The sequence below is a fragment of the Microbulbifer thermotolerans genome (assembly GCF_001617625.1).
Classification (GTDB): domain Bacteria; phylum Pseudomonadota; class Gammaproteobacteria; order Pseudomonadales; family Cellvibrionaceae; genus Microbulbifer; species Microbulbifer thermotolerans.
Genome location: NZ_CP014864.1, coordinates 106578 through 129182, shown reverse-complemented (window position 1 = coordinate 129182; position 22605 = coordinate 106578). Strand labels below are relative to the sequence as shown.

The 22605-nt window shown below is 47.2% G+C and carries 23 protein-coding genes and 1 pseudogene; 5 read left to right on the top strand and 19 right to left on the bottom strand.

Annotation, left to right across the window (positions count from 1 at the left end; genetic code table 11):
- Window positions 1–559: 559 nt before the first annotated feature.
- Entirely contained in the window at window positions 560–1102 is a 543-nt protein-coding gene (locus A3224_RS00565) for a hypothetical protein (RefSeq protein ID WP_067150072.1), read from the bottom strand.
- Window positions 1103–1406: 304 nt separating this feature from the next.
- Between A3224_RS00565 and A3224_RS00560 the strand changes: the two are divergent.
- Window positions 1407–2053 (top strand): annotated as a pseudogene (locus A3224_RS00560) (IS256 family transposase); the annotation flags it as partial.
- Window positions 2054–2492: 439 nt separating this feature from the next.
- Here A3224_RS00560 and A3224_RS16390 read toward each other — a convergent pair.
- The 9 genes from A3224_RS16390 to A3224_RS16380 form a co-directional block, all read right to left on the bottom strand.
- Window positions 2493–2846 carry an HNH endonuclease gene (locus A3224_RS16390; protein WP_074901948.1) on the bottom strand — a complete coding sequence of 118 codons (354 nt, stop codon included), beginning with the start codon at window positions 2844–2846 and terminating at the stop codon, window positions 2493–2495.
- A 758-nt stretch (window positions 2847–3604) separates the two neighbouring features.
- The gene (locus A3224_RS00555; protein WP_067150069.1) at window positions 3605–4333 is read right to left on the bottom strand and encodes a hypothetical protein; all 729 of its coding nucleotides are present in this window, start codon (window positions 4331–4333) and stop codon (window positions 3605–3607) included.
- A gap of 27 nt (window positions 4334–4360) precedes the next feature.
- Window positions 4361–5490 (bottom strand): IS3 family transposase gene (locus A3224_RS00550; protein ID WP_407939262.1). Its coding sequence is split into 2 segments (ribosomal slippage): window positions 4361–5232 and window positions 5232–5490, totalling 1131 coding nucleotides; the frame shifts between segments, so codons are not numbered across the junction.
- 1098 nt (window positions 5491–6588) lie between these two features.
- The gene (locus A3224_RS00540) at window positions 6589–7020 is read right to left on the bottom strand and encodes a hypothetical protein (RefSeq protein ID WP_156481405.1); all 432 of its coding nucleotides are present in this window, start codon (window positions 7018–7020) and stop codon (window positions 6589–6591) included.
- Window positions 7021–7088: 68 nt separating this feature from the next.
- The gene (locus A3224_RS00535) at window positions 7089–7382 is read right to left on the bottom strand and encodes a hypothetical protein (protein ID WP_067150060.1); all 294 of its coding nucleotides are present in this window, start codon (window positions 7380–7382) and stop codon (window positions 7089–7091) included.
- 83 nt (window positions 7383–7465) lie between these two features.
- Window positions 7466–7861 carry a hypothetical protein gene (locus A3224_RS16735; RefSeq protein ID WP_156481404.1) on the bottom strand — a complete coding sequence of 132 codons (396 nt, stop codon included), beginning with the start codon at window positions 7859–7861 and terminating at the stop codon, window positions 7466–7468.
- A gap of 106 nt (window positions 7862–7967) precedes the next feature.
- A complete protein-coding gene (locus A3224_RS00530) occupies window positions 7968–8324 on the bottom strand; it encodes a hypothetical protein (protein WP_156481403.1) in 357 nt (118 codons plus the stop codon).
- A gap of 109 nt (window positions 8325–8433) precedes the next feature.
- Window positions 8434–9102: a hypothetical protein gene (locus A3224_RS00525; RefSeq protein ID WP_156481402.1), complete on the bottom strand. Its 669-nt coding sequence runs from the start codon at window positions 9100–9102 to the stop codon at window positions 8434–8436.
- A complete protein-coding gene (locus tag A3224_RS16380) occupies window positions 9086–9673 on the bottom strand; it encodes a hypothetical protein (protein WP_082817334.1) in 588 nt (195 codons plus the stop codon). Before A3224_RS16380 ends, A3224_RS00525 begins: the two co-directional genes overlap by 17 nt.
- Before the next feature lie 357 nt (window positions 9674–10030).
- Here A3224_RS16380 and A3224_RS17585 point away from each other — a divergent pair, with 357 nt between their 5' ends.
- Complete coding sequence (locus A3224_RS17585; protein ID WP_082817333.1) at window positions 10031–10129, top strand: hypothetical protein; 99 nt, start codon at window positions 10031–10033, stop codon at window positions 10127–10129.
- Window positions 10130–10216: 87 nt separating this feature from the next.
- Here A3224_RS17585 and A3224_RS00520 read toward each other — a convergent pair whose 3' ends face one another.
- Window positions 10217–11122, bottom strand: a complete 906-nt coding sequence (locus A3224_RS00520; protein ID WP_067157210.1) for a LysR family transcriptional regulator — start codon at window positions 11120–11122, stop codon at window positions 10217–10219.
- Between the two features lie 118 nt (window positions 11123–11240).
- Between A3224_RS00520 and A3224_RS00515 the strand changes: the two genes are divergently transcribed.
- From A3224_RS00515 to A3224_RS00505, 3 genes are read left to right on the top strand one after another with little or no spacing between them, the layout of a single operon-like run.
- Window positions 11241–12227: a zinc-dependent alcohol dehydrogenase family protein gene (locus A3224_RS00515; RefSeq protein WP_067150051.1), complete on the top strand. Its 987-nt coding sequence runs from the start codon at window positions 11241–11243 to the stop codon at window positions 12225–12227.
- Window positions 12228–12230: 3 nt separating this feature from the next.
- Window positions 12231–13217 (top strand): LLM class oxidoreductase, encoded by a 987-nt coding sequence (locus tag A3224_RS00510; protein WP_067150049.1) that lies wholly within the window; start codon window positions 12231–12233, stop codon window positions 13215–13217.
- Complete coding sequence (locus tag A3224_RS00505; protein WP_067150048.1) at window positions 13214–14020, top strand: SDR family NAD(P)-dependent oxidoreductase; 807 nt, start codon at window positions 13214–13216, stop codon at window positions 14018–14020. The genes A3224_RS00510 and A3224_RS00505 overlap by 4 nt, the downstream gene beginning before the upstream one ends.
- 264 nt (window positions 14021–14284) lie before the next feature.
- Here the strand turns inward: A3224_RS00505 and A3224_RS00500 are convergent, their stop codons facing one another.
- The 8 genes from A3224_RS00500 to A3224_RS00465 form a co-directional block, all read right to left on the bottom strand.
- A complete protein-coding gene (locus tag A3224_RS00500; protein ID WP_067150047.1) occupies window positions 14285–15112 on the bottom strand; it encodes a DUF4437 domain-containing protein in 828 nt (275 codons plus the stop codon).
- 518 nt (window positions 15113–15630) lie between these two features.
- A complete protein-coding gene (locus tag A3224_RS00495) occupies window positions 15631–16545 on the bottom strand; it encodes a competence protein CoiA family protein (protein ID WP_156481401.1) in 915 nt (304 codons plus the stop codon).
- 143 nt (window positions 16546–16688) lie between these two features.
- Window positions 16689–16970, bottom strand: coding sequence for a DUF2442 domain-containing protein (locus A3224_RS00490; protein ID WP_067150044.1), 282 nt, complete (start codon window positions 16968–16970; stop codon window positions 16689–16691).
- Window positions 16971–16978: 8 nt separating this feature from the next.
- The gene (locus A3224_RS00485) at window positions 16979–17257 is read right to left on the bottom strand and encodes a DUF4160 domain-containing protein (RefSeq protein WP_067150041.1); all 279 of its coding nucleotides are present in this window, start codon (window positions 17255–17257) and stop codon (window positions 16979–16981) included.
- 133 nt (window positions 17258–17390) lie between these two features.
- Entirely contained in the window at window positions 17391–18734 is a 1344-nt protein-coding gene (locus A3224_RS00480; RefSeq protein WP_067150038.1) for a phospholipase D-like domain-containing protein, read from the bottom strand.
- Window positions 18735–18834: 100 nt separating this feature from the next.
- Window positions 18835–20754 carry an AAA family ATPase gene (locus A3224_RS00475; RefSeq protein ID WP_067150034.1) on the bottom strand — a complete coding sequence of 640 codons (1920 nt, stop codon included), beginning with the start codon at window positions 20752–20754 and terminating at the stop codon, window positions 18835–18837.
- Window positions 20755–20892: 138 nt separating this feature from the next.
- Window positions 20893–21555, bottom strand: a complete 663-nt coding sequence (locus A3224_RS00470; RefSeq protein ID WP_067150031.1) for a hypothetical protein — start codon at window positions 21553–21555, stop codon at window positions 20893–20895.
- Window positions 21556–21644: 89 nt separating this feature from the next.
- Window positions 21645–22538, bottom strand: a complete 894-nt coding sequence (locus A3224_RS00465) for an AbiTii domain-containing protein (RefSeq protein WP_156481400.1) — start codon at window positions 22536–22538, stop codon at window positions 21645–21647.
- Window positions 22539–22605: the final 67 nt, after the last annotated feature.

Genomic DNA, 22605 nt, shown 5'->3' with positions numbered 1-22605 from the left:
AAAACTCCGTAATGTATCTTCTGACTTTAAATTCAATGTCAATTGACCTGCTCCCCACTTTCCCAACGCTTTGCCATATGCTGATTTACGGGTGTCCAATTTTGTTCATTACTTTATTTTTACCAGCGAATACCATATTTTTCTTTGATTTTGGCATAGAGACTCAAATCGTCGCGAAAGTCATATTGATTTCGTCCTTGACCCACAATGCCAACATAGATAAAGAATATGGAAAGACACAGAATCACTACACTTCCGAGTATTTTTTCAATGATTGTACCTGTGCTGGATAATAGTATATAAATACAAAGAATGCCGAAAAGAGCACCTGTAAAACTTATTACACGGCGAAACACAATCCATGTAATGGCGACTATTTTTTGAATTTTCGTGGGCTCCTTGTTTCGAACCGGGGATATATACCAACAAAACAATAAAGCCATGGATATACTGATGATCAACCAAAACCACACAGGCAAAAATCCCTCTTTTAGATAACTATAATTTAACACCTGACTCAGATGCGCCTTTGGCATCACCTGGACTTACTTTTTACAGGTCAGAATCTGAGGCCCGCATTGACGTTGAATAACAGGACACGCGCTACGGTCTCACCAGGAGTTCCAACAAACTGGAATTTCACTTCAGGACCAACAGTAAATGTATCTTTAAATACGATTCCACCCTTAAAGGAAGCCTCAGCGAAAGATCTTATTTTATTTCGCTCAGTACTAAATTCAGCTGCTCCAACCCCAGTAGTGCAACCTAAATATGCATTTACATCTTCGTTAATAATAAAATCCTGTATAAAACGGGCGCCAGCCGATACGGATTTATAGCTGCGGTGATTCTCACCTTGCCCCCCGCTTTCTGACTCAAGCACAGAAAAATCGATGTAATATAATTTGGAGCGGGGAATCCAGCGTACACCTTTGCCTGCTCCAGAATCCAGGCTCAATCTCGAATACGAACTGCCGTTCTTATCGCTTTCATATATATAATCTTTAACGGTAGCTGATGGCGCGTATGAAATAACCAACTCATTCGCCGAAGCGATTTCAGCAATAAACAAAATTAAAGGTATTAGATAAATTACTTTCACTATTCCTCCGCATGAAGTCGTGTACAGAGATAGATTACATTATGCGTGCCTTGCACGAAAATGGGAGTGCAGAGATCCGTGCAAAAAGTGCATAGTATCGGATACTCCGCTGAGGCTCTAACATGCGAATTATGGACACCCACAACCCAAAAACTGTTCGACGCCAGTAATATTGCAAAACTTCTTATCTCATAGAAAACAACGTTCAACTATACACACAAATGAATAGCTAAAATGGAGCGTCCACGCAAATCCCTGATCTATCTTCAAGCTATGCCCTACTATCACTACGTCTCCCGCTGTGTGCATCGAAGGCAAGAAAGAGCTGCTGGGACTCTACTTGTCCGACCAGGAAGGCGCACACCACTGGCTGAGCGTTCTGACCGACCTATACAACCGCGGGGTCAAAGATATCCTGATCGCCTGTGTGGATGGCCTCCAGGGCTTCCCCGAAGCCATCGAGAGTACTACCCCAAGACAGAGATCCAGCACTGCGTGATCCACCAGATCCGCAATTCGATGAAGTACGTGGCTTCGAAGAACCAGAAGGCCTTTATGGCGGATCTCAAATGTGTCTACAAGGCGGCAACACTCAATGCTGCCGAGAGCGCACTGGACGAGCTGGAAGCCAAATGGGGCGACAAATACCCGATGGTGATCAAGTCCTGGCGCAGCAAGTGGCCCACACTATCGGCCTACTTCAAATATCCGGAATACGTACGCAAGCCGATTTACACCACAAACGCCGTTGAAGCCGTGCACCGGTAGTTTCGAAAACTGACCAAAACCAAGGGTGGCTTCGCCAATGAGAACAGCTTACTCAAGCTGCTGTACGCCGGTATACTGAAGGCGTCCGAGCGCTGGACGCACCCAATCCAGAGCTGGAACCTGACGCTGTCACAGCTGACGATCCACTTCCCAGAGCGCTTGGAGAAATACATCAGTCTGTGACTATTTGGCTGACACAGAATTTTGAACACCCTACTCTAATATCAGTTTCACAAAGCGAAGTGGATACCTCAGCCACCTTGATAGCTAACCAAGGCAACGGAGATTCGTCCTATCAAGATAAATGTACCAAGCCTGCCCACATTCCTTGCAACGATAGTATTCTTCTTCATGGCTCAGTTCGGGCTAGAACTCCTCAGCCTCCAAGCCAGAAAAATACTGCGTAAATAGATTTACTCCTTCCATTTCAATAGATCGGAAGGACCAACTCAATGAAATATCTAAAACCGATTTTGGTAATTCAGCGCAGTTGCACATACGAAAACCTAACGCCTTTGTAACAAGCATTTTTTTGTGTAGTGTAGTTTTTCGGTAAAGTGGCGCAGCAACAAAAAAACGAAACGTAGCAAAAAAGATCCTGTAGACAAACTTGTTACACGTTTTACTCATGCACAAGCCTCGATAACTTTTTGTACAATGAGTCTACCAAAGAAGATTTATTGATTCCGTAGTGAATTTCTCTGTGGCAGTTTGGGCACAAGGCCACGGCATTTGTAATAGTGTCTGAACCCCCGTCAGCTAAGCGACGAAGGTGATGAACTTCTAGATAAGGCTCACCTTCTGCTGTTGTAAAAGGCGCATCAGAGTTACAACACTCACATTTACCTGATGCCTCTTTAAGAACCCATGCTTTAACTTTTGGATCTCTTCTGAAATTAGTTACTTGAGAATATGTTTTCTCCGGCTCTTTAATACCACTTGGCTCTGAAAGACTTTCCTTTGATTTATAGGACACAAATCATGGACACCCACAAAACAATTTTGACGACAGTCATATTGCAACATTTCTTATCTCATAGAAAATGCTGTTCATCTATACAGTTATGTGAATAGCAAAATGGGACGCCCGCGCAAATCTCTGATCTCTCGAAGCGACGCCCTACCTACTATCATTGCGTCTCTCGCTGTGTACGCCACGCATTCCTGTGCGGGCGGGATGAGCGTACTGGGCGCAGCTTCGAAAGCCACTTCAAGCCCTTGGTTGGCGCCGCCCATTCAGTGTGCTCTGCCTGCCAGCAGCTCGGCAAACGTTGGGCTCAGGGTATTCGCGACTGTGAGCACTATCTATCCCCGCCGATCATTTCTTCTTAAAGCTTTGCCCTTCCTTAAAAAACATCTTCGCGGGCTTCTACTAAGGACTGCTGCAGTCCAACACAACCGTTTGGCTCAATTCCACACGGAACATCGAGCCGATTTACCCGTGTAGCAAGCTCTGGTAATAGCGGACTGAATATACGGTAGACTTCCCCCGATTTTTCAATTAGTGGGTGTCCATTTTTGCTTTTTGCTTGCATTTTTGCTTTGCCCCCTGTCTTGCTTTCTTCGTTTCAGTGGAGGCGACAACTATCCTGACACAGGGGGATCCTGCAATTTCAAAAGGCGGATCATTCCTAGATTCTGTATTGCCTTCGAAAGTTGATCCATACATATCTTAACTCCTAAAGCACCGGCATAAAAACCAGAGCGAAGCAGCGGTTTTAATGTCCGGTTCCTTTACTTGTTAAATTCTGGTTCGGCATAGAATACAATTTCCTGTGAGCCCCTTGGCGCCGGGATTGCTGCAACGCCAAACGGTAGACCTATTAGAAAGTTGTTTTGATATCTTGTAATACTCGTAGGGCTCAGTTTATAAGACCAAAAGCCATCCCAGTGCAGAATATCCAGTTGTTCAAACGGATTAAGCTCCATCAAGCTACGATACCCAACGATTATTATTGGTTGAAAATCGGCTCGTGTAGTGTCCAGATAAACTAATCTTGGAGCATCGGGAAGCAATGTAATTCTTCGAGGGATTTCAGGCTTTTCCATGTCTTCGATAACACTGATAGAGCCTCCACTCATACTTAAATGCGCTAATCCTTCAATAATATATAGCTTCTTTCCTATGGGTAGCAGATGAACAATATTACCTTTCATCAATTCCTTAGACACACCATCTTGGATTACCTCTAGCTTTCCTCCCCACTCCCCATTGTTTGTGCCAATATATTGGACATCACCAACAGATAGTTTTGTATTGTTGGTAGATTCGCCATCAGATTCGACTATCAGCTTTCCTGATTCGACTCTCACATATTTGTGATTTGTAAAAAATTGCCTATGGCCAATTTTTTCAATGGGATAAGGCTTTAGATTGTGCTCTTCCATAAGAGCATCAAGATCTGGCTCCTCAGCTAAGACCAAAGAACTAAGAAACAGTAATGTGAACAGACATTTCTTCATAGAATTTAACTGACCTGCCCCCAATTTTTAATCCAACCTCGTGTTAGTAATGTTCGTGTTGATAGATTCTTTTTTGTGCGACCTGAACGCTGCAGCAAATTCCGCCGGTGTCTGATAGCTCAGCGATGAGTGTGGCCGCTGCTCGTTGTAGTCTTGCCGCCACTGGCTGATCAGCCCCCGAGCATGAGCCAAGTCCCGAAACCAGTGCTCATTGAGACATTCATCCCGAAATTTGCCGTTGAAACTCTCGATATATCCGTTTTGTGTCGGCCTCCCTGGCTGGATCAACTTTAGCTCAACCCCGTTGCGATAGGCCCACTGATCAAGCGCTTTGCCGGTAAACTCCGGCCCTTGATCTGTCCTGATGGCTTTGGGATAACCACGGAAGGCCGCTATGGCATCCAAACTCCTCACCACCTGCTCTCCAGATATCCCGCTGGCTACCTGAATATCGAGACACTCCTTGGTGAAATCATCGACAATGGTCAGACACTTGATACGACGGCCATTGGCCAGAGCATCCATCACGAAGTCCATCGACCACGTATGGTTCGGGGTTTCCGGTAGCGATAGAGGCTGTCGCTCAACCATAACGCCCTTGCGACGCCTACGTTTGCGGACGGCTAGTCCCGCCTCGTGATATAACCGATAGACCTTCTTATGGTTCACTTTCAACCCTTCCCGACGCAGCATCTGGTGCACTCGCCGGTAGCCGAATCGCCGTCGCTCGAGTGCTATTTCCTTGATACGTTCAGCCAGTTCAGACTCTGTAGCCTTTTTGGACTGGTATCGCATGGACGCGCGAGATAACCCGACGAGCGAACAGGCCCTACGTTCTGAGATAGTCGTTTCCGACCGCATGATTTGTACGGCCTCGCGCTTGTTGCCGACGGTTAGTACTTTCCCTTAAGGGCAGCCTTCAATGCTTCCTGATCCAATAGAGACTCCGCCAGCAGCTTCTTAAGGCGGGCATTCTCCTGTTCCAAGGTCTTGAGCCGCCGGGCCTCAGATACCTCCAGACCTCCATACTTCTTACGCCAGGTGTAAAAAGTGGCATCCGAAATACTGTACTTGCGGCAAAGCTCTTTCACCGGGATACCGGCCTCAGCTTCCTTCAAGATTGGGATAATCTGTTCTTCAGTAAAACGTTTCTTCATGTTCATCGTCCTCATTGGTGATGAACATTACTAGGATTGAAGTGGACTGGAAAGTGGGGAGCAGGTCAATCGCTCTGTTTGCCCTCGGTAACAGCTACCAGAACATCCGCACACGCAATGGGGTACACGGCTAATGGATATCAGCTGGCTTATGCGGGTGCTCAATGAATCCATTGCCCGGAAAACCGATCAAGAGGATGGCTGCACCGGTCTTGGGAGGGCCGATTCAAGCTTCAGGCATTGCTCGACGAGCAGACCTTGACCGTTCTTTCCTTTTGCTGGTAATCCGCGAAAGCCCATACCTGTAGGACTGCTGTTTCAGTTACAGGACTATCTGGAGCTGGTGGACTGGAGCGGCCGTTGCCTGCGTAAAGACAAGCGAGGCACTATTGACAAAAAACTGCCACCGATTCTCGACCGGCTGCAGATCGGCTGAGACACTGGCTCTACCTTAACCGTAACTTCGAAGGCCACTTCAAGTCTCTGGTTGGAGCAACCCATTTAGTGCGCTTTGCCTGCGAGCAGCTCGGCGAACTTGGGCCCACGGAATCCGAGACTGTGAACGCTAACTATCTCCGCTGATCACTTCCTAAAGTTTTGCCTTTCCTTGAAAAATACCATCGCGCTCTTCTGCGAAGGGCTGTTGCGCCACAACAAAACCATTTGGCGCAATTCTACACAAGACTCTGAGCCTACTTACCCAAATAGCACGCCCTGGCAACAGCGGACTAAGTATGCACTAGCTTTCCCACCAATTTTTCAATTGATGGGTGTCCAATTTTGTTGTCCTTTGCGTTCAAACCACACCTAGATGCTTGGCAATTGGTTCTGGCGAATCACTTTCAACTGCATGAGCGAAAACTCTTGGAATGTAAGATTGATACTCACCCCTAGCCCAGTCTTCGTCTGAAACTCCAATCGGGTCTCATTTATATAAAAGAATCTCGTCAATTCTTTTATAGAGTTCCAATTGTTCTAGCGGCAGCTTCTTTCCCATTACTTACTCATAACGCTGCCAACACAGGCCGAGTGTTAGCGAGGTCCAGCCCATGTGCTTTTTGCATGGGCGATTGTTCCTGGCTTTGTTATGAGCTTCTGTTAATGCCACAACAAATTATCCCTATAGTTCTCTGGAGGTTTTCCATCAGTAGTTAACCCCAAGTAGAAGTAAAAGCTCACCGTTTTGCCGCCAATGTCGGCAGAACCGACAAAGTACCAATGATCGGTATAAGACACTAAACCGAAGTGTGAGCGATGAGAAACCTCTGAAACTTTAATTTCAGCACCCTTAAGAAGATACGCAACATCCGTTCCGAGGGGACAGGATTTGAAGCCATGGTTTTCATATAGCTCGTTTTCGGGCAAGCCTTCCGCAAACATTGCATCATTATCAACAGAGCAAATAAAAGCGTTCTTTTTTAAATGCTTTATGCCCATGTCACCTTCAAATTGAGAACTATCTGAAACATTTTTTATGGTTGTGCAACCAACCAAGAAAATTATCAGTCCACAAATTAGTAAATTATTCATATGAGTCATAACGTCAAAAGCAGCGGATCGAAAAAGCGAAGCTTTTTTGTATCCGCTCGCTTGCCTTGTTAAGCAAAGTACACAACTCCAACAAGGATAATTACTAGAGCAACGAAGATGTACACTGGCTTGATTTCTATTGAGCCATTGCTCTCTGCTTCAGATTCCAGCATTGATAGTTTTTGCCAGTCTCCTACGCTCTTATCAAGCATATCATTAGCAAATTTAGCCAGCTTAGAAGTCCACAAGGAAGGCCCCAAATCTTCCAACGAATCTCTAATTTCTAGCAGCTGCCTAGATTCATTTTCTGGAAGGCTTTCTGCAACTTCAGATATTAGATTGTGTAGTTCTGTGATATTCATTTAGTGCTTAACGCCTCAATAAGCGGCGCAGCTTTGCTGCATCCAGCACCGTAGGTGCGTAGTTGATTGAATTGTTAGGTGAATTACTTTGCCTCTACTTCGGCGGCCGCCATTAATGATGCTATATAGCGGGCTGGTTGCTTTTCGTAAAACTCTACTGCAACCAAACTTAGGGTATTACATTTTGGGCAAGGCAAATTTACAAAATATGCCATGTTGCCATTTTTAAAACGGACATACGGAATTTTGTTTGGGCCTACGATTTCGTATTTGTAACCAAACCCCTTTGCAATAGACCTTTGGTCAGACTCGGTTAAAGAGCGAAACCAATCTTCTCCTTTATCCAAGCTTGAAAGAAGATCTTCATCAAATCCATTGCCACAGTGTCCGCATTCAAAATGGAGACGAACTTCTTCTTCATGCATACCATCATGAAAGGGGGCTGGATTAGTATTATTTTCTCTGACTTTTAACTTCATCTGGAAGAGCACCTAACGCTGAGTTAATGGGCCGCGTTGCTGCGGAGCAGCGTTTTTAGCGGTCCAGCCAGCCTTTCTGGCGAACATTGAACGTATTGTTATGTGCTTACTGCTGACGCTCATTTAGATAACCCTTGTAAGAGGCCCACACCCCTAAAACAATACTACCAATTATTGCTGAATAAAGTGGCGCTGAGTAATAAGTTTGGTTCATTGTTTGAGCGCCTTCATGCTCAATGGCCTGAACTGCTACCAAACCTGATAGTGAATAGAGCGACCAGGGCAGTGCGGCCAGTATAATTTTTTGGATTGAGCCACCTGATAGATACCGATACTGGAAAAACATCGCGATGGCTGGAATGACAAACAAGCCTCCGAACCAAAAGAAAATTCCAAACACGCCACCAAAATGACATGCGGCAATCAAAATCAGAGCGATAAGTGTAACTTTCAAATTTTTCAATATCTCGACCTGTCCTTGCACATAACGCCCGGTTCATGCGTCGGTTTGGAGCCGCGAAGCGGCGAAAGATCGGTCGCTGTGCAGCCGATTGTTGGACATTCTCGAAGGCTTATAAAATGCCCCCTTTGAGTAGCTCTCTGATCAAAGCCTTTATCGATTCTAAGGACACAAACTTGAACGATCCTTTCACCCAAGAAATGTACTTAGGCTCAGGCTGAGCCTTATCCCCTGAAATATAAGCACTAATTACTCCATATAGCTCATGGAATCCATGAATAAGATCGGCACTATCTAGCCTTGCGACCGATATATCTGTAAATCCATCAGATGATGTTCTGCAGAATACGACGCATGGCGTATGAGCTTTTTCATTCACGCCGAGAGCATCCATAAGTGTCTCGTTAAACATCTTGAGGAGCCTATCGCTGCCGGAATGCAAGTAAAATACACTCAAGTCGTTTCCGGAAAGCCGATCGAGCTGAGAGAAAACACCATGATCTTTTAGTATCTGCTTAAATTCTCGATCATGAAAATCATAGAACACGAAGGCCAAGGCTTTGGCTCTACCTGATTTTATGTGGTCTACCGATATTTCATGGAAACGTTCGAGAAAGGAATCTGCGCTGTGCCCAATTCCCTTGCCGGAGCCCTGCTCAAAAATCGATATCACTTTATTCTCCTTATAGCCGCTACCGGCCCAACGCCTTGGGAAAGCTGCCGGTGCGGAGCGCAGCGTAGTACCGGTCAGCTTCACCCACTGGTTATGTGTTTTCGCCACCTGATTCACCGCGATAGATCTCATAAAGCTCATCAATAATAGGTTGAATATCCAATCTAAGACCAAGAGATTCAAAGATACCTGAGTCTGTAAAAAAGGCCCTAAAAAAGTGATATGGAACCTCATCTCTTCGCATCTCCGGTCCCACATATGCCGGATACACATTTCCTACTATAGGCTTTGACCATAGATAGCTATCTAAATTTTCGTCTAAGTGCTCAAGGTGATTTCTTAGATCTTTGTTTCGAATAGGACTATCACTTTTTATCTTGAAAGCCTTACGTAAACTTTGAGCCCGTTTTTTGTGAACTTTATTAATACCCTTGCTGATGGGCCAAAAATACTTAGAAAGGCTAGCAGTATGAATCAATATATTTTGTATCGAATCAAGGATTGGGTCTGTAAGGCTATGAGGATCTTCTGCCGTATTTCTAGCCTCTAGACATTCCACAACGAACTGAACGGAAGCAATTGCCGACTCCAAATTGAACCTGATAGCTTGACCATAAAAAGCGAAATGCGCGGGCTGAATGCCCTCATACCTGTCTATGTATTCTTTCATTTCTTCCATGATGACTCACTACACATAACATTTATATCGTAGCCCCAAGGACCAATTTCCCCACACCCCATATCCCAAGGAATAATTAACGCCAGAATGCTCTGAATCCCCTGATACGTCAAGCCTCGGCCAAAAGTGGCTCGATGGTGCCAATTATAAAAAACGGTCGTCACGATTCATATCCACATTTTCAATGCCCTTTGTAACTCTCTGATTTCGTTAGGCCCTTCTGCCAACTTCACTCGCGTTTCATAAATATCTGTCCCAGCGACCGAAATTTTTTCTGCAGTTTGGTCACGAACAGAGGATGCTGTATGAATAAATGGTTATCTGACATACCCTACAGAAAAAACCTATTGCTTTTGGATGAGGGACTTTATTCGTTTTTATCAGATGCGCAGCCCTGAGGATATGGGCACGGGGGAAGTGGATGCTTGGCTGGGACACCTGGCCACCCGACGTTAAGTAAGTTTTAACACTCAGAAGCCCGCTCTCAACTCTGCGTTTTTTTACAAAATAAGTTCTAGGTTAAGATTTAAGAGCAGGTCAATTTCACGTAAGCCAGGGTGGCCGTTCACCAATACGTTCCAACAAAAAATCGATAAATACTCTGACTTTTGCTGTTAAAACATTTGATTTTGGATACACCAACCAGAGTGCCGGCTCGGATTCCACTCTAAACTCAGGAAGCAGCCGAATCAGGGCGCCGGTCTTCAATTCTTTGTGAACACTCCACATGGCGTGTATTGCTATCCCCGCGCCTTTCATGGTCGCTATCTTGTAACTCAGACCGTCATCAATGATCAGTCGGTTCTGGGAACTGCGCTGCTCCACCTGTGTTTTCTCCCCTTTCGGGCCGACCAGTGCCACGGAAGTCTGGGATTTGAAGGCAATTAGCTGGTGGGAATGCAGATCGTCCGGATGTCTCGGCGTTCCCCATTTCTCCAGGTATTCAGGGGATGCGCAGAATATCCGCTGGTCATCAGCCAGTTTTCGGGCTTTGAGGTTGCTGTCAGGCAGGACCGAATCTCTCAGTGCCAGATCGAAACTCCCCTGGATAAGGTCGAGTTCCATATCGGAGAGGCGCAAATCCAGATTGATACCCGGGTACATCTCCAGAAACTCGGGCACCAAAGGCACTATGTATTGCTGGGCGAAGGTGCTGGGTGCCGTGAATCGCAGGGTGCCCGACACATGCTCCCGCCCAAAACCCAGGGCTGCCAGAGCGGCATTCTCTTGGGCCAGAATTTCCCTGGCAAAAGGCAGAAACTCCTCACCCTCAGACGACAATGCCACTTTACGGGTTGAACGGCGCAGCAGGTCTGCGCCAAGGGCTTTCTCAAGCTTGGCCAGCCTGGCGCTGGCAACGGATGGCGGCATCCCCAGTTCCCGCCCGGCAGCACTGATGTTGAGTTTCTCAGCCGCCAGAACAAACAGCTTTATGCCTTCAGTTTCCACGGATTTATATCCATTTTGCGAATTCTGAAAACGATTATTGGCCATTTTTTCGGCTTTTACGAGCGACTACTCTGTTTTCACAGGCCAGGACAATCCAACTATCCACTGGAGTTACACGATGAAAGCTATGGTTCTCAATCAGTACGGCCCTGAGGCAGCGTTTGAACAGGCCGAGATGGCGGCACCTTCGGCCCAACCGGGTCAGGTTATCGTCCGCGTTGCGGCAACCAGCATCAACACCGTCGATACCATGATTCGCCAGATGGGCAAGGACCTCCCCCTGTCCCCGGAGCTGCCAGCTGTGCTGGGTATGGATTTCGCCGGAACCGTTGAATCTGTGGGTGAAGGGGTGACCGGATTTGCCCCCGGAGACGAAGTTTACGGATGTGCCGGCGGCCTTGCCGATCTTCAGGGGGCGCTTGCCGAGCTGATGCCTGCTGATGCACGGCTGATTGCCCACAAGCCCAGGAGCCTGAGCATGCGTGAAGCCGCCGCCTTGCCGCTGGTGGGTATTACCGCTGTTGAAGGTTTGCAGAGGGCGGGCGTAAAGGCTGGACAGAAGGTGCTGGTTCACGGCGGTACCGGCGGCGTTGGCCATTTGGCGGTCCAGCTGGCCAGACATTTTGGTGCTGAAGTTTTCTCCACGGCAACAGGGGAAAAGGCGTTCAGCATCGTTGAAGGTTACGGCGCCACGCCCATCGATTACAGGACCGAATCCGTTACCGACTATGTTGCGGCCCACACAGCCGGTGCCGGCTTCGATGTGGTGTTCGATACGGTAGGCGGCGCAAACATGATCAACAGTTTTGAAGCGGCTGCCCTCAACGGCCATGTCAGCACAACGGTAGCCCTGGTTGAGCTGGACCTGACCACCGCCCATTTCAAGGGCCTGTCCATCCACGTGGTCTTCATGCTGATTCCCATGCTGCACAACCATCACCGGGAAGCCCACGGAAAGATTCTCGCGGAACTGGCGCATATTGTGGACCAGGGTGGCGTCAAGCCGCTGCTGGATGAGCACAGATTCAGCCTGTCCGAAGTGGGCAAGGCCCATGACCGCCTGACCAGCGGCCAGGCCATCGGCAAGGTCGTCGTGGAGGTGTAAGAAATGACGGCAGTCAACGAGAGCGCAAAGACGTTTCCCCGGATCAACCGGGGTTACAACCGGGTTTTCCAGCCGAACCGGTTGACCATTGGCCTGATCAGCCCCCTGGAAAACCACGCCATGGAACCCGTAGCGTCCATGGCGCGACACCTTGAGCGGGCGCAACTGGCCGAGCAGGCCGGTTTTTCCGCCCTGTGGTTGCGGGATGTGCCGTTCAATGTGCCCTCGTTCGGAGATGCCGGCCAGATCTTTGATCCGTTTGTTTACCTGGGTTTTCTCGCGGGGCAAACACAAAGCATCGCCCTGGGGGTCGCCAGCATGATCCTGCCGCTCCGGCACCCGGCCCATGTGGCCAAAACTGCGGCCAGTGTGGACCAGCTTTCCGGTGGCCGGTTGATTCTGGGAATTGCCTCCGGCGACCGGCCGGATGAATACCCTGCCCTCAACGAAACCTACGAAAACCGGGGCGAGCGTTTCCGGGAGAGTTTCCGGTACATCCGTGAAATGGCCCGCACTGCGCCGGCATTGGACAACCGTTATGGCCGGACCAATGGCGAGATGGACCTGCTGCCCAAGCCAACAGCCGGAAAGATTCCCATGCTGATTACTGGCGGCAGCCAGCAGACACCCCAATGGGGCGCGAGTCACACCGACGGGCTGATCACCTACCCGCGCACCATTGAAGACCAGGCAAGTGTGGTGAGTTCCTGGCGCGCCGGCATTCCCGGTGGACCTGAATCGTCAAAGCCGGTAATGCAATCCCTGTACATCGATTTGCTGGCAGATCCCGAGGCACCGCCACAGCCTATTCACCTGGGCTTCCGGTCCGGCATGGCGTTCCTGAAGACTTACCTGAAATCACTGGAAGACATCGGCGTAAACCACGTAGCACTGAACCTGCGCTTCAACCAGGCGGATATTGAACAGACCCTACTGTACCTGGCTGAAGAGCTGTTACCTGAATTCCCTGCAGAAGGACTCCAACAATGAACAAGATAATCCTGATTACCGGCGCCACCGATGGTATCGGCCTGGAAACCGCAAAGCGCCTCTATGCAGAGGGCCATACACTGCTGTTGCACGGAAGAAATGCCGAGAAGCTGGCGGCGACAGAAGCAACCCTGGCAAAGGGTACAGGCACGGGGCGGATCTACACCTATAATGCGGACCTGTCCCGTCTGGCTGAAGTGGATACCCTGGCGGATGCCATCGTCAAAGGCCATGACCGGCTGGACGTGCTTATCAATAATGCAGGCGTCATGCGGGTTCCCGAGACGATTACCCGGGACGGCCTGGATGTGCGTTTTGCGGTGAATACCATCGCCCCCTACCTGCTGACCAGGCGTCTTATGCCACTTATGGGGCCGGGTTCTCGGGTGGTCAACCTGTCTTCCGCGGCCCAGGCACCGGTGGAGCTTGACGCCCTTACGGGCGAAAAACGCCTGCTGGACGACATGCCCGCCTACGCCCAGAGCAAACTGGCACTGACCATGTGGAACAACGCACTGGCCACCTCCCTTGGCAGCCGGGGGCCCGCGTTTATTGCGGTGAATCCTGGCTCCCTGCTGGCCTCCAAGATGGTTAAAGAAGGTTTTGGCATTGCCGGAAAAAGCCTGTCCATTGGGGCAGATGTGCTCACCCGGGCAGCCCTTTCAGACGAATTCGCCAATGCCTCAGGCCTTTATTTTGACAACGACAAGGGCAGTTTCGCACCGCCGCACCCGGACGCACTGAATAATCAGAAGTGCCGGGCGATTGTCGAGGTAATAGACCGGATACTAGGGAGCCTCTGATTAATTCGCGTGAACACTATGGTAGGTTCCGGGGCGCTCAGGCAATAGGCTGGCCATTTCGAAAACGCACGAGTACTCCCCTGTATCCGACGGTTTCGAAATGGCCAGCCTATCACCTGAGCTTCTCATCTGGCTTCAAAGAATTTTTACCGTCAGGAAGTGAATTAATCAGAGGCTCCCTAAATTAAATATGTTTATTGCCTATAAACGTGTGAAAGCGCCCTTCCCCTGGGCGTCGACTCACTGGCTTCTTTCAGCAGAGTTTTACTGCACGGTATAGCGGCCGTCAGTGCGGATGTAAATGGTTACTTCTCCATCACTGTTATTGACAAACTGATGGGTGTAGTCACCGGTAGATTCAATATAACTTCCGGCTTCAAGCAGTTTTGGCTTGTCCAGGCCACGGGCGCCATAGCTGATCTCCCCTCCAATCACCACCGCGCGAAACTCACTCGCTTCTGTAGTCAGTTCGCCTTTGAAGCCGGCGTTCAGTTTGATCATGGATCCGTTCATATTGGCAGTGCTGCGCCAGAGCTGGGTAGCTTCCGCCTTGTCTGCCTGGATTGAGTAAAGGTCACTGTTATCCTGCCAGACCATGTTGTCGGCATGCAGGTTGAGCGGCCGCTCCCCGTTATCAAATTGCTCGTCAGATGGCATTACAAGATATGGGCCTGAGTCGATCTCCAGATAGATCAGATTGGTCTCGCCATTGGCTGCAGTTGTGTGGTCCTCACCGGCGGGCTGGGTCCAGAAGGAACCGGGTGGCATCCACATTTTTGCCGCGGACGGGTCATCGTTGTGCATCAGCCCTTCAATAACGATACCGCGATAAGTGATGTTATGGATGTGGGGCGGTGACTCGAACCCCTTCTTGAACCGGACCAGCATACCTGTGGCACTGCCGCCGGTACGATCACCCCAGAGATCCGCAGCTCCGGGACTCAGCGCTCCCCGCAAAGGGTTCAGATAACCCCATTCCACTTCTTCCGCGGACATGACTTTTACCAGAGAACCGGTGCTGTGGTCATCTGCATTGGCCAATGCCGCTGCACCGGCAAGGAAAATCGCGGATATCACTCTGCGGGAGAACATTTGCTAGCTCCATGTATAAAAAAGAACGGAGTGCGTAGACTACCCGTCTCGATAACCATTAAAAACCGGGCTTTTCGGATTTGAGTTTTCGTGAAATCCGCATAAAAATCAGGGAACTTTTGGCCAGACCTTCAAGTTCAACCAGCCCACCTTTTCCGCAGCCACTTCTGCAGGGAGAGCCAGGCGGATTGCGCAAATTCTTGCCGGTACTCCTGAGAAGATGTCTTGACCCTGCCAGACAGCCAGGCTTTGCAATAGTTTTCCGACGGACCTGCGATGAGAAAGTCATTTCATGCAAAGAGAAAATAATTTCGCCGCTCCATATTATTCGGAGTTATGTATACTGCCAGCGGCCACTAACGTAACAATCCTTTGCGACTATTCTGCGCCGGCTGAGATGCTTTATTACTTGAAACCAAGTTTCATTGCTTACCTTGCATAACGCGAAGCTCAGCCGAGAAAGGCCGCGTCGCGGCCTGACGTCGGATGGAGCGACGTGTTATGTTTCATGCCAATCACTACTCTCTTTCGGTAGTATATAAATGGGTATTGCATTTTTTACACACCCTAGAAGTTCCTTCCCATGTACTCTTACAGATCACGCAAATATATTTCCCAATGATACGCTCTGGCGACTTATAGCCTTCTATAGAGGAACTGGAGACCATCGATTTCCATGAACCATTTAGACGTTTACTATTGGCAGCAGTTGCCATTGCTTCAGTCTTTTGCTTTAGCAACCACGCCTGGCGCTTTGCTATAGCAGCTTCTCTCAGTCTCAGCTCACGTGGGTGATAAGCCCACGTTTTACCCTCCGTTTCATCTTCTATATACCTACGAAGCACTTCTTTGTACTGCCCTTTCTCTACTTGTTTGAACAACCTCGGCACAGCATTGACATTGAGCTCAACTACGCCACACTTGATAATTGACGGATTTTTTAAATCTGAAGGTAGGTTCCTTTCCCTGTAGGTGACAAACACGACAAAGGGAACGCCTTCAACGAGCCCTAGCACATCTACAGTAACCCCACAAAACTGAACTCCAACCTCTACTTGCTCTAATGTCAATAGAGACTGATCGGCTACGAGATAACAAAAATCAGCTGACTCATAAGAGTGTTCACTAAATGCTGGCAACGAGCGTTCGAGCCGCGGGGTTCTAAACTTCAGGCCATCATTGGATAGTTGCCGAATCATTAGTCGGACAGATACGGCAAATGAGTACTCACATTCCTTCCGTGTCTCATTGTGTACTTTCTGGCTACGGTGAGCGAAATGCCATTCTTTTTCATCGCCATGCCTTGCGACCAGAGGTGTTTTACAAGACGGGCAAATGCACCCACAGGCATTACCCCGTTTTACGCTCCCAACATCTACTAGTTGCTCACTTTCAGTATCGAGGCCAAACGGGATTAACGACTCTATTCCCATCACGTTTTACCTAGAACACATAACGCCGTGCTCACCGGCGGCCAGCGCTATACACCTTTGTGCGACAATGGGAGCGAAGAGACCAGCACAAAGGTGCATAGCGTTGGCCGTACGGTGTAGCACTTTGTTATCTCTTGGGCCTACTACTGGCGCCGGGCATCTTCAATGTACAATTTTTCAAAGCGCTCCCACTCATAAAGTGCTTCAGGATTGAAATCCTGTCCATCTGGCCACTCAAGATTTCCCCCGTCATTAAGTTTGACCTTATTAAAATAATTTTGATCTAAAAGCTGTTTCATCCAGCCTTTTCCAATTACTGGTTCAAAATTTATTGTTTGAACTTTTCCATCTTTGAAAGTTATTTCAATCGTATAGTTTCCAACCAACTTGAAATTGGTGATGGTCATCGCGTCTAGATCAGCCATTAGAAACCTCACTGTAATGGTTCAATTTTGAAGAACGTCGGATTGCCGCTGGGAACATTAAGACTTGACCAGTTAAGCCTCAGCTTGTCTTTTCTCAACTCAATCCATGCCTCAACAAGTTTCCTCTCTTTTCTTGGGAATTTTCCTTCCATGAGCTCAGCGGTTTCAATATTGAAAACCGCCTTGTTATCACCGTATGATGCGTGAATATGGGGATAGTGATGCCTACCGCCTATTTCACGATACATGTAAATAACAATTCCAAGGAAACGGCATAATTCAGGCATAAATTTCTCCTTTTACAGCCACGAATCTTGGTTGAGATAACGCCACGCTTTGCGGCTGGTTTGGAGCGCAGCGGAAAACCAGTCCGGCAACAGCGCTTTGTTGGGCGGCGCTGACTCGAGCCTAAACCTGCTGTCAATAGATGCGAACATCAAACCCCAACGCCCGCAAGCCCTTGCTAGTTCGCCCGTTACGTGGTGGAGCCAGTTCAGGCCGAGCCCAACCCGCGATCTCCGCAACTTGGTTTATGCCGAAATGGGGAAATCTTCGCCCCTCGGAACGGGTAGCCTCGAAAATGCGGCGTGGTAAATCCGATGAGCCACCACCATCCAGCACGAACTGGAGAAGATCTACGACTGATTCGCCCTGTTGATTCCGCTTGCCCCAAAGCCATGTAGCGAATGCAGCCCCTCTTGCCAGCTCGTCTGCTTCTTCTTTGACTCCTAAGGTGTCGAGGCGCATCCTTCTCACATGATCCATTGTGGAGTGGTTAGCCTGGCAGACGCGAACGAATTCCTCTAAAGCTAATTCCTTAATCCTTCCTTTCGCCAGAAACTCCCGAATGATCGGTGCCCGTACATGACAATTTTCGTCTTCATGGGATGGTGGCTCTACCAGTCCCGACCACCAGCGCAATGCCCGATCGGAAGCACCTATTGGATCGGATCGATTCTTCAAATAGAACTCTTCAAATGGATGACGAACTCCATCTACAACCTCGTTGTAGTAGTAGGCGTGCAAAAACTGATCGGCTTGCCAGGCAGCAGGAACATCTTCATTCATCCATCTGGGACGATATTTAGGAGCCTTTTCAGCTAGTGCTCGAAGGAAAGTAAGCCCTTCGGCCCATTCTTTAATAAACTTTTCTCTACCAGCTTCGATTGCCTTCTTGCGTGAAGCGACTTCGGCAGGACCACCCCACGTTTCGATGCTGCGATGCCGTTTAGACTCTGAGTCAATTGCGTGAAGCCTGTCTTGTCTCAGCTTTTGGAGTTGCTCCTGTTCCTCGACAATTTCCAAAGTCAGCGGCAACGCTGCGTCACAATTTTCTAACTGCTCAAAAAAAAGTCTAATTTCCTCGAGCCCGCCCGATTCATCAAGCTCGGGCTCCGAGAGAAAAACTCCGAACTCAATATTGGTAACCCACGCCCTGTCGGTTAGGTTGGCTGAACCCACGTATGCGCCGTATCCCTTCCACCAAATCACCTTGGAATGGAGCACATCGGGTACCAGAGAGCAAAAAATGTTTGATGATGCCCCGGCGAGCAATTTCCTCAGAAGATGAGGTGCGACTGGCACGGTGTGGTCGTAACGCATCCAAATGTCGAGCCTGTGCCGGTTGCTAAGGCAGTTTTCAATCAAGGTCGACGCGTCGCTACCGTATGCGATAGCTGCGCGCACAAAATCCACATCAACAGTTTCGTCAGGCAAAACGTTACGTAGAAATTTTCCATTAAATTTATTAGCAAAGAACTCCACTCATCCTCCACATGGCGCAACACACTCAATTGCCGCCCAACTTACCCGCGTAATAGGTGCAAGTTTGCGAGCATCCTAATTGACGCGCTTGTTATACATTTTACGTCAACCATTCTCTAATGGCATCCAACCACTCAGGGGTATGACTTTGATCTGGAAGTAACTCAATATATTTATTTGCCACTAAGTATTTGTTGTTATCCGAATCCAAGAATGAATCCAAAGCCTTCTGCTGACTTGGCTTAAGATCTAGAGTAAAGTAGCTGTCATTCTCTCCTGAGGCTTCGATATCTGATAAAAATGCCAAAACATGATCTTCGCCATCTATAAAAGACTTCAGTGCATCAAGAAAATAAACTCCGTTTAAACAATGTTCAATTTCGGTTCTAGGGGAGACTGGATTTGAGCCAATATTTACTAATTTTGTTTTTCTTTCAGCCTCGCAATTTACAATACGCTTACAGTAGAGTTTTTCGAAGTTTTTAGTTTCATAGCTCACTAGCTGGGCATCTGTATCTGAAATCAAGATGATGCTCCCAGATATTTCTTCCTTGAAATCTTCATATGAAGTGGACAGATGGCTATATAGGCGCTTTATCTCTCCGGCTCCACCCACTGGAACAATCCGAAGCCTATTATTTTCCATCAGGTCTTTGAAATAATACTCAAGATAAATTCTTTCTGTGGTTCCCTCGCAAATTATCCAACTAAATGGATTATCACCTATTGAGCTTGTAATCACAGATTGAACAAAATCATTGATACTTTTTAGCCTAATGTCATATGGCAGCCGCCTTCGCGACTCTCTGGTCATTTGCTTTATCTGCTCTCGATAGTTAGCCAGATTAACAAGATCAAATACATGCCCATCTTTTTGTCGGGATATTACCGTTACTGAACCAGATTCTATTGTTGGAAGGAATCCGTACCAGTGTGAAGAAAACAAGACTTGCTTACAGGTTTTGCTGATTTCATAGAGCGCATCGAACTGATCAAAACATGCAGACATATGTAGTGAGGATTCAGGCTCGTCGATAGCAATAATCAAATTATTACCACTTTTTCTATGATGAAGTAACAATTTGTGTGCAACATCTATAATTGCCTTTTGTTTCTCTCCAGAGCTAAGTTCACCGATTTCAAGCCAATGTTTTCCTTCTTTTTTATGAAGATTTCTTATATTAAAAAATGCCTCAATAATAAGGTTGTAGACGTCGTTTCTTCGTAAATTTTTCTGCCTATCAGTCGGAGTTCTATAGGAATATCCGTCTAGCTCATTTTCCAGAGATTTTATAAATGCATTTAAGCTTGAATTAATCGCTTTAATTTGGTTACTGGTAACTCGCTCTTCTAGTATTTCATGGAGGGTTTCACCCATTAAAACCTGTATCTCATTTGTCTCAAGTTTAGTAAAAAGCTCTGGGTCTATCTCCTTGGGTATATGTATATATTCAATACTCGCTTTTAGAGCATCCAGCAGAGGCTTGAATTTCTCCAGTCCTCTTTCATCAAGACTTCCACCATCATATTCCTCGCCGTAAAGCTCTATGCCTAGTCTACTGCAATTAAAAATTGATATATTTGGGTGAGATTGATAATCAATACCCAGAGGGATAACAAAATGATGGCCCAAGTCATAATTTTGCCCAACCCTAACTAACAAATCAGAATAACTCTTGAAGTCACCTCGGTTAGCGGAGGGAACTTCTTCTTCAGTTAATGTTGTTGCTATTTTATCCAGAACTTCAGCAAGCTCTAAAGCCTTTCCATCAAGGGAGTCTTTTTCAATTAGAAATACCGGAACAATATAGGGCTTTGTTTTTGTCAGACCGCTCTTCTTCGTAGCGATATTAATATTCCATTGCTTTCCATTAAAAAAACAATCGAGCGCTTCAAGTACCGAGCTTTTCCCTATTCCATTATCACCCAACAGTCCGCAATAATTACCTTGGTCGGTTATTGGTATAAAATTAATGCCCTGGTAGGTTTTAAAATAACGTAAAAAAGTTCCAATTATCATTAATGGCACTCGTCAATTTTTATGTATAACGCCGCTGTATGGGGCATTTTTTGTGTAGTGGAGTTTTGGGGTAAAGTGGCGAAGCCACCCCCAAAACGAAACGAAGCAAAAAATGTCCCTATGACAGCTTTGTTATACCTATATTTGCTTAAGGTCATTGCGCATTTGCTCACGGAGTTCCTTAGCCTTGCTTTTAGCTAGCTCTCCCACTCTCATAAGTTCAGCTTGATTCTTAACCGCTAACTCTTGGTCGTTTTCAATAGTGATTTTAACTAAATCAGACATCATTTTTCCTGAAATAGCAAATAGCTGATCATATAACTCCTTAATCTCATCAAGAAGAACTGCAACTTCGTCACTAGCCGTTAAACGCAAGCTATTTGTCTCGGATTCGATAACACTAAGCTCTTGGAATCCATCGCGAGTTATCTTAGATATCTGCTCAGAAAACCGAATTGTGGCCTGAGTAGCTTCAGCCTCATCATTGTGGTCACATGCTTGTAAATATGAGGACATAAACTCATTCATTATAGGAGTGAGCACATCTTGGTAGTCGGTTTGATGCTTATTATGTATAGCGTCAATGTGCCTAAAATATGACTCGTATTGAGTTGCTTTCATTTCAAAAACTTTTTTACGCCTTTCCAGATCAAGATCGAAAGACTGTTTAACCGCAATAAGTTCGCGTTCATGCCTCTTCTTGTTAAAGTATAAGAAAGCTAACCATAACGCATTTATGAGACCAAATACCCATGCTGCGTACTCTGGCTTTTCTGAAATTACTTTGAATATTTCTTCCATATTCGATATTCGACTTTAGGTATAACGCCGCCAGCAGGGGCCGAAAACCAGAGCGAAGCGGCGGTTTTTGGTCCCTCTGGCTGGCCTTGTTAGCCCATTACCATTTTGCCTAGCTCAATTAGCATCTGTCCTGCCGCAGAACCACTGGCACTTTCAAGTACAGTGCGGATGGTTTTTAGACTCTCCTTCACTATAACCGTTTTAGGTTTTGGCGATTGTAACTGTGCCTCAACAGTAGCTATTTCTGAACTCAGCTCAGCCTTAGAATCTAGAGGCAAGCCCAATTGCTCAATATTATTCTTAAGCTCATTTATAAATTCGGTAATGGCTTGTGAATCTGCATTTATAGTTGAGGACACCTGAATTGCTGTTTGGTTGCCCTGCTGAATTTGCGGCGCATGAACTGATCCGTAAAAATTATTGATACTCTGCGGGATTGAAGTAGCGCTACTTTTCTCTTTCTCTGAAAAAGACAGCCCCTCTCCAAGTATTCCATCCTCTTCCAATTTTAGAGCCCAATTCAAAACAACATTCCTGACAGAATCAATTACACGAATTAATGCTGATTGACCAACAAACAGGCTGACTTCCGTTTCAAACCCGAAACCTTGACTAAGCTGTCTCTGTATTTTCTGAGGGTAAGGCATATGCAAAGTGGATTTAGAACTACCATTCTCTATTAGGTGCTCAAGCTCGGCTATGGATTGGCCACACGCCCTCTCTGACAAGGCCTCGCCCTCCGCTGGATCTTCGAACATTAATGGAATCCAGCCGTTATACGGATTCCAGCCACGAATCTGGCCTTTTGCCATACGGTACTCGGGGACCTCGCCTTTATAGCCGTTGAGTTCATTTTCAATCCACTCAAGAAACTCTGATAGTTTTAACTTGCGAGCTACAACGTAGGCCTTTCGCAATAAATCTGAAGTTCTTACAGATTTATCCATTGCATCTTGTTGTAATTCGATAACAACAGATCTCATAATTTTCCTTGTCCTTGTTTCGTGGGGCTAACGTTGCCAGCAAGGGCAGCCGAAGCGGAGCGTAGGC

Coding starts and splice junctions, on each gene's coding strand:
- A3224_RS00555 (WP_067150069.1), bottom strand. CDS start 4,333: ATGAAGAAATGTCTGTTCACATTACTGTTTCTTAGTTCTTTGGTCTTA.
- A3224_RS00540 (WP_156481405.1), bottom strand. CDS start 7,020: ATGAATAATTTACTAATTTGTGGACTGATAATTTTCTTGGTTGGTTGC.
- A3224_RS00535 (WP_067150060.1), bottom strand. CDS start 7,382: ATGAATATCACAGAACTACACAATCTAATATCTGAAGTTGCAGAAAGC.
- A3224_RS16735 (WP_156481404.1), bottom strand. CDS start 7,861: ATGAAGTTAAAAGTCAGAGAAAATAATACTAATCCAGCCCCCTTTCAT.
- A3224_RS16380 (WP_082817334.1), bottom strand. CDS start 9,673: ATGGAAGAAATGAAAGAATACATAGACAGGTATGAGGGCATTCAGCCC.
- A3224_RS17585 (WP_082817333.1), top strand. CDS start 10,031: ATGAGGGACTTTATTCGTTTTTATCAGATGCGCAGCCCTGAGGATATG.
- A3224_RS00515 (WP_067150051.1), top strand. CDS start 11,241: ATGAAAGCTATGGTTCTCAATCAGTACGGCCCTGAGGCAGCGTTTGAA.
- A3224_RS00510 (WP_067150049.1), top strand. CDS start 12,231: ATGACGGCAGTCAACGAGAGCGCAAAGACGTTTCCCCGGATCAACCGG.
- A3224_RS00505 (WP_067150048.1), top strand. CDS start 13,214: ATGAACAAGATAATCCTGATTACCGGCGCCACCGATGGTATCGGCCTG.
- A3224_RS00500 (WP_067150047.1), bottom strand. CDS start 15,112: ATGTTCTCCCGCAGAGTGATATCCGCGATTTTCCTTGCCGGTGCAGCG.
- A3224_RS00495 (WP_156481401.1), bottom strand. CDS start 16,545: ATGGGAATAGAGTCGTTAATCCCGTTTGGCCTCGATACTGAAAGTGAG.
- A3224_RS00490 (WP_067150044.1), bottom strand. CDS start 16,970: ATGGCTGATCTAGACGCGATGACCATCACCAATTTCAAGTTGGTTGGA.
- A3224_RS00485 (WP_067150041.1), bottom strand. CDS start 17,257: ATGCCTGAATTATGCCGTTTCCTTGGAATTGTTATTTACATGTATCGT.
- A3224_RS00475 (WP_067150034.1), bottom strand. CDS start 20,754: ATGATAATTGGAACTTTTTTACGTTATTTTAAAACCTACCAGGGCATT.
- A3224_RS00470 (WP_067150031.1), bottom strand. CDS start 21,555: ATGGAAGAAATATTCAAAGTAATTTCAGAAAAGCCAGAGTACGCAGCA.
- A3224_RS00465 (WP_156481400.1), bottom strand. CDS start 22,538: ATGAGATCTGTTGTTATCGAATTACAACAAGATGCAATGGATAAATCT.